Source organism: Legionella tunisiensis (genome assembly GCF_000308315.1).
Classification (GTDB): Bacteria; Pseudomonadota; Gammaproteobacteria; order Legionellales; family Legionellaceae; genus Tatlockia; species Tatlockia tunisiensis.
Map to the genome: position 1 here is coordinate 1 of NZ_CALJ01000283.1, position 7,511 is coordinate 7,511.

Below are 7,511 nucleotides of genomic sequence, written 5' to 3' on the forward strand. Positions count from 1 at the left end.
GCACAAATGAAGTAGTTTATCGTTGTCGAAAGCAAACCATAATAGATGATTAATCAGGTTTTGAAAAAATTAACTACAAGAAAGTGATACAGCAAATAAAAACCAAATCCCAAAAAATAAATACCAACGACTAAAAGCCCTAAATAAGGATCTAGAAGACCTCCTACAAAAACTAATCCGGCAATAGCGCATTGAATTATCACCGCTCCCAAAAGCGCCTTAATCCTTGGGGCGTTGCCCAAAACCCCAAGATATTTACAGACGGGATTTAGGTTACATAATAACTACACGAGTTGTTTTCTCGGCCTTCTGGCTCCTCTATGCTCATGTTTGGCTCAAATTCGTTAAGTTTGTTCTGTTTATCAATCCATTTTAATGTCTCTTGAGTTTCTTCAGCGCCATTATTGAGTGCGTAACTCAATATATCAAAATGACCAAAATGAGCGGAAAAACGAGCTACATCATTAATATTTATGTTTTGTACGCCACCAGCTTGATCTACCGCGTAGATAAGAATGCCCATGTCGCCAATTATGGCTGCTTGATTGGCTATACCATTCCTAGCTATGCTCTCCTTTATCAACCATGTCATGTATATCTGACAATGCGAGCTCGCGCCAAGCTTTACTAGTGTTAATCAACTTAATCTGCTCCTCAAAACTTAAAAGCTTGAAGATTTTCAACGCTATTTCTTCGGCATCACAGCTGTAAGAATTTTCAGGTTACATTTGTTTGTTGGTAGGGCTATTGCTTGAAAAAACATAGAGGAACCTCCAAGATTAAAAATGATCAAGTTTTAATAAATTTGGATGTTTTTTGCAACAATTATATCACTTAACTCGATTACCATAGCCCCACTGGCTCCATCAAAGGTTTTGAAATCATGCGTATGTTCAAAAAAGACAGTTCCATATTTGGATTATGGGGCACGTACCGAAGTATCTTTTATCAATGAACAAGTTGGTCTATACAGTTGAGAGATAATCAAATTTTAAGATTTTGCAAGTTTAATCATTTTTGCAACGGCGCCATATATGTTCGTATTTAGAGATTTCAAGTATTAATTCAAGCCTCATATAGAATAGTAATTAACTTACTTTATCTACGTTTTATATGTGAATTGAATTACAGCAGCTTGGTAATTTGCAGAGATTTTTCCCCTATTTCCTAAACTATTAATTTGAGCAGCAGGTATAAATCCCCCATAGCTATATATCAGTTGTGTTGAAAAGCTCTTTTGTAATGTTAAATCTAACCCGGCAGAAATAGATCCTGCAGGAGACAAAGGATAACCTATTGCATTAGTATATAAGGGAGCTACATTGGTCTCATAAATCATAGAACCAAGCAACGCTATATTGTCCATTACTTTATAACGTGTATTTATTTGGTAAGACCAAACATCACTCCATCGGGCAGGAGAGATAGAAGATCCTGTTGTTGTATTTGAGAGATTAACATTTTTTTCAATAGACCACCCTGACCAATATATCTTTCCCTCTGCAAGCCATTTCTCGGTTAAGTAGTACTGCAATCCAACAAATGCTACAGGAGCTTGAATAATATTCAGAGAAAAAATTATTAACTGTAATAGCCTCAGTAGAGCTTGTCCCGTAACCATAAGTATTTACTGCTGTGTAGATAGCCATAGTGAGATAAATATGAGAATTAATTTTATAGAAAAACCCTATATCTCCAGTGTAATTTAGACCGTGTATCTTATTTATCTGATTTCCCACATTAGATACCACAAAATTCAACTCAGCCAGTTTGTTATACTCTAAATTTATACCAATTCCAAAAGCCAGCCTCTCGGTGAACTGGTAACTAGATTGGGCGCCGATCCTATAATACAAAATGTGAGTGGTAGTTGAGGCTTTAGAAACGATGGAATCATGTGGTTGCCAATCTATATGGCCATAAGCACTAGGCGTCATATTGACACCTACTACCAATTTATCGGTTAATCGATAAGCGGATAATAAATAAGGTAGTGAGTCGTGTGTTTTACTTTTTACGCTGCCGTTACCTAAAACAGTTGATCCCGTAAATTTTAACGTGGGTGAAATGAATACATTACCCAATAGCAATTGGGCACGATTAACCAAGCTTAATTCTGCAGGATTTTGAAAAAATTATTGGTTAGTAATTGATCCACTGCGCCATAGGCTATTCCACTTGAAAATCCTAGTAGAAATATAGCCATTAGCAACTTTAAAAAATATCTGCATCAAACTTCATTGCTTCCGTCCTAAGGTAATTAATTTGTAATTGTAATTTTTGCAAATCCATTAACGACAGTATTTTGTTAATTCATTTATTTGTATTAGAAAGTTCTTTTTTAACAACCACGCGTTTAATAAGACAATTATTGTTATTCTTGAGTTACGAAAAAACTTATTGCCATTCCCAAAGCAAGATAAAGTATCATATTGGTTTACTCCAACTCTAATCTAGGTGTTTCTTCCATGGTGGACAGGATGCTACAGGACCTAACGAGTTACCTACCCTATTAAATTTTTTGCGAGCTTCCAAAACCCGCGATAAGATGACTAAATTGGAAATAAGCTAAGGAAATTAAATGGGATGGATTTTTTATTCCTTATTGGCTGCTATCTTATGGGCAATTGTCAACGTTACTGATAAATATACGATGACAAAATTGGTGAATAACCCAATAATCCCTGTATTTGTTTTAGGTGTGGTGGGATTACTAGTCGTCGGAGTAGTTTATTGTACTCACGGCATGGAGCACTTCACCTCTTTCAATTTAGCATTAGCGTTTCTCGCAGGATTATTTTATGTATTAACCATGCTTTTTATTACCTTGCTCTTAAATATGAAGAAGTATCCAAAGTAATTCCCATTTATTATCTTGCACCCGTCTTTATTTTATTCATTGCGAAAGCAATTTTAAATGAACATTTAGCAAATAATCAATATTGGGGAACTGCACTGCTTGTGAGTGGAGCAATAATAATTTCTTTATCCTCTCCATTGAAAATCGGGATTAGTAAAGGTGTACTGTGTATGCTACTGGCTGCATTTTGCTACGCAATCAATCAAATATTGACTAAGTTTCTATTAAAGAATAATGAATTTTGGTCGGTTTTTGCTTACATAAGACTTGGAGTTTCCCTTTCTCTGCTTCCTATATTTGTTTATTATTTTTCAAGATTTATCCTAATCAGACAAAAATCTCATATCGAAGTTATGCTATCATGGTTAGTAACCAATTGCTTAATGTTAGCGGAGTACTTTGCATAACATTAGCAATGGCAACAGGTTATGTAACACTGGTAAATGGATTGGCGTCTACTCAACCTTTTTGTTCTTGTGCTCACGGCAATGCTGGGCTTTCTTTTCCCAACAGTATTAAAAGAATCATTCGAAGGATGGGTTTTAATCAAAAAATTGATCGCAACTATGATTATATTTCTCGGTGTATTGATGATTAGTCAATAAAACAGGAATCAAAGAATGATGAAACTGTCCTGATTACAAAACGTCAGCCATAGCGAGTTTAGAAATTCCTTCTAACATTGTTTCAATTTGTTTACATAGCAAGCTAACATTCGGCAGAGCTAACATAGTATTATGGGAACCAGGATTTTGGTAAACATGAAGGCCGCCTAACGCATAATCTTGCCAGTAATTAGCATTAGCGCCCTCATCCACGATTGCATCGTTTTCTGAGGCTTTAAATAAATAAATTGGGCAATAAATAGACGATAAGCAATACTCATCTAACAATTTAAGGTGATGCTGATAGAGCGTTTCATGAAAAGAAATCGCCTCCTTGGATAAAGTTAAAATTGTTCTTTAAACCGGTTATACTGCTCGTTCATTCGTGCAGAGGCAACCTTAACTAAGGCTGGATTATCTGCTGAAAATGCCCAAGTATCCAATAACCCCAACCATGCAACTGTTTCACCTTGGTGCTGTAATTGCAGTGCTATCTCAGCAGCAATTAATCCCCCTAAAGAATAACCACATAAATAATAAGGGCCATGTGCTTGAACCTGTCGCAATTCTTTTAAGTAATACTGAGCCATTTCCTGTAAACTAGAGAATAATAATTGCTTCGCATCGATACTTGGATCCTGAAAAGCATAAATAGGACAATTTAATTTTATTCTCTGTGCTAATACACCATAACATAAAATACTGCCGCCAATGGGGTGTATCAAAAATAAAGGCGATTCTTCACCTTTGGCTTTAATCTGTACCAAAGACTGTGGGCTATTTGATGCGTCTCGTGCTGTCTGGAGCTCCAAATCGACAGCATGTTCAATGATGAGACTTAATTTTTCGATTGTCGGCGCTGTAAAAAGGGTTTTAACTCCTAGATCAAAACCAAAAACATCGTGAATGTCAGCCATCAGTTGTACTGCTAACAAAGAATGCCCTCCTTTATCAAAAAATTATCTTCGATACTTATTTCTTCGATATGTAATAATTTTGTCCATAAAAATAAAAGCTGCTTTTGAATCTCATTCTTAGGAGGGATTAACCGATGATGGGTATGCCGATCACGCGGGCAAGGCAAAGCTTTATAGTCAATTTTTCCATTTGATGTTAAAGGGATGCTCTCTAACGCCATAAAAGAACTAGGAATCATGTAGCTCGGCAATCTATCTTGGAGATGGTGACGTATATGAAGTAACTCTTGCTGCTGCCATTTATAGTTTATAGGATGATTAATAAACTGAGCCATTTGGGCAAGAGGTAATGCAGAAGAAAGAGTTTTGCGATTTTTTTGATAACCTTTAATACGATGTCTAAAAGTAACATCCACAAAAGTTAAAGGTTCAACCTCTGACCATATAATTTCTACCTCATAGAGCAATGATTCATGCAATTGCCAGAGAGCGTCAAAGATGGGGGTTTCATCAATTTGAATGTTAGATTGCAAAACATCTTCTTTTGTGAAAAAAGCCAAAATAGTTTCTTCTGGATTGGTTGGTCTAAACGCCAACATATTGGCTATAACAGTCAATCTTGGGTTTGGGATATTCCTAAGAACAAGAACATCAGGTTGATTTTCTTTAAGGTATGCACCAATCTCTTTAGCACTCCATCGTTTTTCCTGCCAATTGATTTCTTTTGATATTGTTGAAGGTTTATTATCTTCAATATGCAAAATAACATCATAACGAAATTGAGTTATTTCATTAATAACATGCCCTTGCTTTAACTGAAATGTCACGTGGCTAACGCGTGGATGAGAATCAGCAAACAAACGGAAAAATCAGGTGAAACAACTAATTCCTCTTCTTGCGCCATTTGCTTTTTAATATTAACCTGCCATCGATTAAACGTGGTTTTCTTTGTCGCTTTAAGCAATTGGACAACAGCGCTAAACGCATGTAAATGAGTAAAACTTCGAATGTCGCCAATAAAAATACGGCCTCCTGGCGTAGTACTAGCAATTGCTTTTTCCAGAACCGTAATTAAATAATTCATACTCGGAAAATATTGCATAACCGAATTAATAATGACGGTATCATAAGCATTGATGTCTTCCGGCTCAAAAATATGGGCAGGTCGCTTTAGCAAACGAATAGACGCTGCTGATTTGCGTGTTTTTAATTGGTTTTGAATATGAGCAAGTCCCGCTTCGGTGATATCCGTACCACAATAAGACTCACAGCCTGGCAAGAGTCTGAACAAAAGCATCCCTGTTCCACATCCAATTTCTAATATTTTTTGAGGTTGAAAAGCTAAAAATTCTTTGCACAGTGTTATCAACCCAAATTTGCATGTATTCTGGCGGAAAAGGTTCTTTTGTATAACTACTATTCCAACCAGCACTATGTAAATCAACGTTCTCATACGAAGAATGGTGGTAAGTCTCTTGATACACAGTCTGCCAATAATCTATTTGCTCTGTTTGTAATGCTTCAATACTTGTGTGCATCGCTTCCTGCTTTAAAACGATATAGGCTAACAATCGTTTTGTTTCTAATGTATCGCCTTGGGCCATGACAACGGCCTGAGAAATTGTTGGATAAGTGAGGAGTTGATTTTCAATTTCACTTAATTCTATGCGAAACCCTCGGATCTTTACTTGGTTATCCCCCCGCTCAATGTATTCTAAAGTGCCGTCAGCAAGCCAACGAACTCGATCTCCTGTCTTATAAAGTCGTGTTTCGTTAAACCTCTTGAGGCAATGGAGATGCAATAAAGCTACTCGCTGTTAATTCAGGGCGATTCAGATACTCCTTTGCCAAACCATCTCCAGCAAGATACAGTTCACCAATAACACCAATAGGTGTTAACTGATCGTTTCGATCAAAGACATAAGCACGGGTATTTGCAATAGGTTTTCCAATCGGCACAATTGAACTGTGTTGACGCTCATCGATTGTCTGAACTCGTTCAATTAAGCTCCAAATAGTTGCTTCTGTTGGACCATAAACATTCCAAAACCCTCCGCTAGCAGCGAGGAGCTGTTTACCAAGACTGTGAGACAGTGCTTCTCCTCCACACAAAATTTTTAGTCCACCTGTATTACACCATCCCGCTTTTAATAGTAAATGCCATATGGCAGGAGTACCCTGAATAACCGAAACTGGATTTTTTGCAAAAATAAACAAAGTGATTTCCCATCCAATGTCGTTTTTTATCTGCCAGGACACAGGTTGCCCCAAGAATCAAAGGTAAATAAAATTCAAGCCCAGAAATATCAAATGTAATTGGGGTAATAGCGAGTACCGAATCATTAGAAGTAAGTTGGAGTTTTTCTTGCATGGCAAATAAAAAATTGACTAAAGCTTGATGCTCAATAGCAATCCCTTTGGGTTTACCAGTGGTGCCAGAGGTATACATAACATAGGCGCATTGTTTGGCATGGCTGAAATCAATCTCATGATTAATTTTAAACGTGTCTTGCCTATACGCCTCTATCGAAAGAATAATCACATTCTCTAATTGGAATTGGCAACTTGAATGAAACGTTTCTGTGGTAAGTAAAAAGCGTGCCTGACTTTCCCTCATTAAGTCTTTTATTTTTTCTTCAGGAAATTCTGGATCGATAGGAATATAGGTCCCTCCTGCTCTCATAATGGCAAGAAATGCAATCAGGACATTCAAATTTCGCTCAAGACAAACACCCACTAAATCGTCAGGCTGTACCCCTTTACTTATCAGGTAAGCAACAAACCTGTTTGTATAGGACTCTAATTGGCTATAGGTTAATGTTTGGTTGTAAAAAATAGCGGCAATATTCTTAGGCGTTTTCTTTGCCTGGCGAATGAATAGTTTTGCGATTGTTTCTTGATTAGGATAATTCGTTTGAGTGTTATTCCAATTTATAAGCAAATCTTCTTTTTCTTGCTCGGTTAACAATGGCAAGCTGGTCACAGACTGGTGAGGGGATTCGACCATTGCAGTCAGTGCATTTTGAAAGTGCTGTGTCATCCGACTGATAGTGCTAGAACAAAACAAATCAGTATTATACTCAATCAACCCTTCTAAACCGTCTAGATGCTCTTGCAAATAAAGCGTTA

13 protein-coding genes and 1 pseudogene are annotated in these 7,511 nt (G+C 36.9%); 3 read left to right on the forward strand and 11 right to left on the reverse strand.

Annotated elements, in window-relative coordinates:
* Positions 1–268: 268 nt before the first annotated feature.
* The 4 genes and pseudogenes from BN58_RS16585 to BN58_RS38005 form a co-directional block, all read right to left on the reverse strand.
* Positions 269–592 (reverse strand): hypothetical protein, encoded by a 324-nt coding sequence (locus tag BN58_RS16585; protein ID WP_019217785.1) that lies wholly within the window; start codon positions 590–592, stop codon positions 269–271.
* A complete protein-coding gene (locus tag BN58_RS38000; protein ID WP_198009957.1) occupies positions 561–683 on the reverse strand; it encodes a hypothetical protein in 123 nt (40 codons plus the stop codon). The genes BN58_RS16585 and BN58_RS38000 overlap by 32 nt, the downstream gene beginning before the upstream one ends.
* Positions 684–1,102: 419 nt before the next feature.
* Positions 1,103–1,621 (reverse strand): hypothetical protein, encoded by a 519-nt coding sequence (locus BN58_RS34990; protein WP_232220730.1) that lies wholly within the window; start codon positions 1,619–1,621, stop codon positions 1,103–1,105.
* 148 nt (positions 1,622–1,769) lie between these two features.
* A pseudogene (locus BN58_RS38005) lies at positions 1,770–2,120 on the reverse strand (hypothetical protein); the annotation flags it as partial.
* Between the two features lie 461 nt (positions 2,121–2,581).
* On the opposite strand from BN58_RS38005, the gene BN58_RS34995 reads away from it, so the two are divergent.
* The 3 genes from BN58_RS34995 to BN58_RS31185 are packed head-to-tail and all read left to right on the forward strand — an operon-like array spanning position 2,582 to position 3,458.
* Positions 2,582–2,860 carry a hypothetical protein gene (locus tag BN58_RS34995; protein ID WP_019217788.1) on the forward strand — a complete coding sequence of 93 codons (279 nt, stop codon included), beginning with the start codon at positions 2,582–2,584 and terminating at the stop codon, positions 2,858–2,860.
* Positions 2,860–3,267 (forward strand): hypothetical protein, encoded by a 408-nt coding sequence (locus tag BN58_RS38010; protein WP_456297460.1) that lies wholly within the window; start codon positions 2,860–2,862, stop codon positions 3,265–3,267. The genes BN58_RS34995 and BN58_RS38010 overlap by 1 nt, the downstream gene beginning before the upstream one ends.
* Positions 3,222–3,458 carry a hypothetical protein gene (locus BN58_RS31185; protein ID WP_156812593.1) on the forward strand — a complete coding sequence of 79 codons (237 nt, stop codon included), beginning with the start codon at positions 3,222–3,224 and terminating at the stop codon, positions 3,456–3,458. Before BN58_RS38010 ends, BN58_RS31185 begins: the two co-directional genes overlap by 46 nt.
* A gap of 40 nt (positions 3,459–3,498) precedes the next feature.
* On the opposite strand, the gene BN58_RS16610 is transcribed toward BN58_RS31185, so the two are convergent.
* The 7 genes from BN58_RS16610 to BN58_RS29040 form a co-directional block, all read right to left on the reverse strand.
* Positions 3,499–3,753, reverse strand: coding sequence for a hypothetical protein (locus BN58_RS16610; RefSeq protein ID WP_019217790.1), 255 nt, complete (start codon positions 3,751–3,753; stop codon positions 3,499–3,501).
* A 56-nt stretch (positions 3,754–3,809) separates the two neighbouring features.
* On the reverse strand, positions 3,810–4,400 hold the full coding sequence (locus BN58_RS16615; protein WP_019217791.1) for a thioesterase domain-containing protein: 591 nt from the start codon (positions 4,398–4,400) through the stop codon (positions 3,810–3,812).
* Entirely contained in the window at positions 4,394–5,143 is a 750-nt protein-coding gene (locus BN58_RS16620) for a hypothetical protein (RefSeq protein ID WP_156812594.1), read from the reverse strand. The genes BN58_RS16615 and BN58_RS16620 overlap by 7 nt, the downstream gene beginning before the upstream one ends.
* Before the next feature lie 62 nt (positions 5,144–5,205).
* On the reverse strand, positions 5,206–5,679 hold the full coding sequence (locus BN58_RS16625) for a class I SAM-dependent methyltransferase (protein WP_232220731.1): 474 nt from the start codon (positions 5,677–5,679) through the stop codon (positions 5,206–5,208).
* Positions 5,648–6,184, reverse strand: coding sequence for an AMP-binding protein (locus BN58_RS31190; protein WP_026069553.1), 537 nt, complete (start codon positions 6,182–6,184; stop codon positions 5,648–5,650). Before BN58_RS31190 ends, BN58_RS16625 begins: the two co-directional genes overlap by 32 nt.
* Positions 6,156–6,599, reverse strand: a complete 444-nt coding sequence (locus BN58_RS29035; protein WP_198009960.1) for an AMP-binding protein — start codon at positions 6,597–6,599, stop codon at positions 6,156–6,158. Before BN58_RS29035 ends, BN58_RS31190 begins: the two co-directional genes overlap by 29 nt.
* Positions 6,514–7,511 (reverse strand): AMP-binding protein (locus BN58_RS29040; RefSeq protein WP_156812596.1); only part of this gene is annotated, 998 nt, incomplete at its 5' end. The genes BN58_RS29040 and BN58_RS29035, both read right to left, overlap by 86 nt.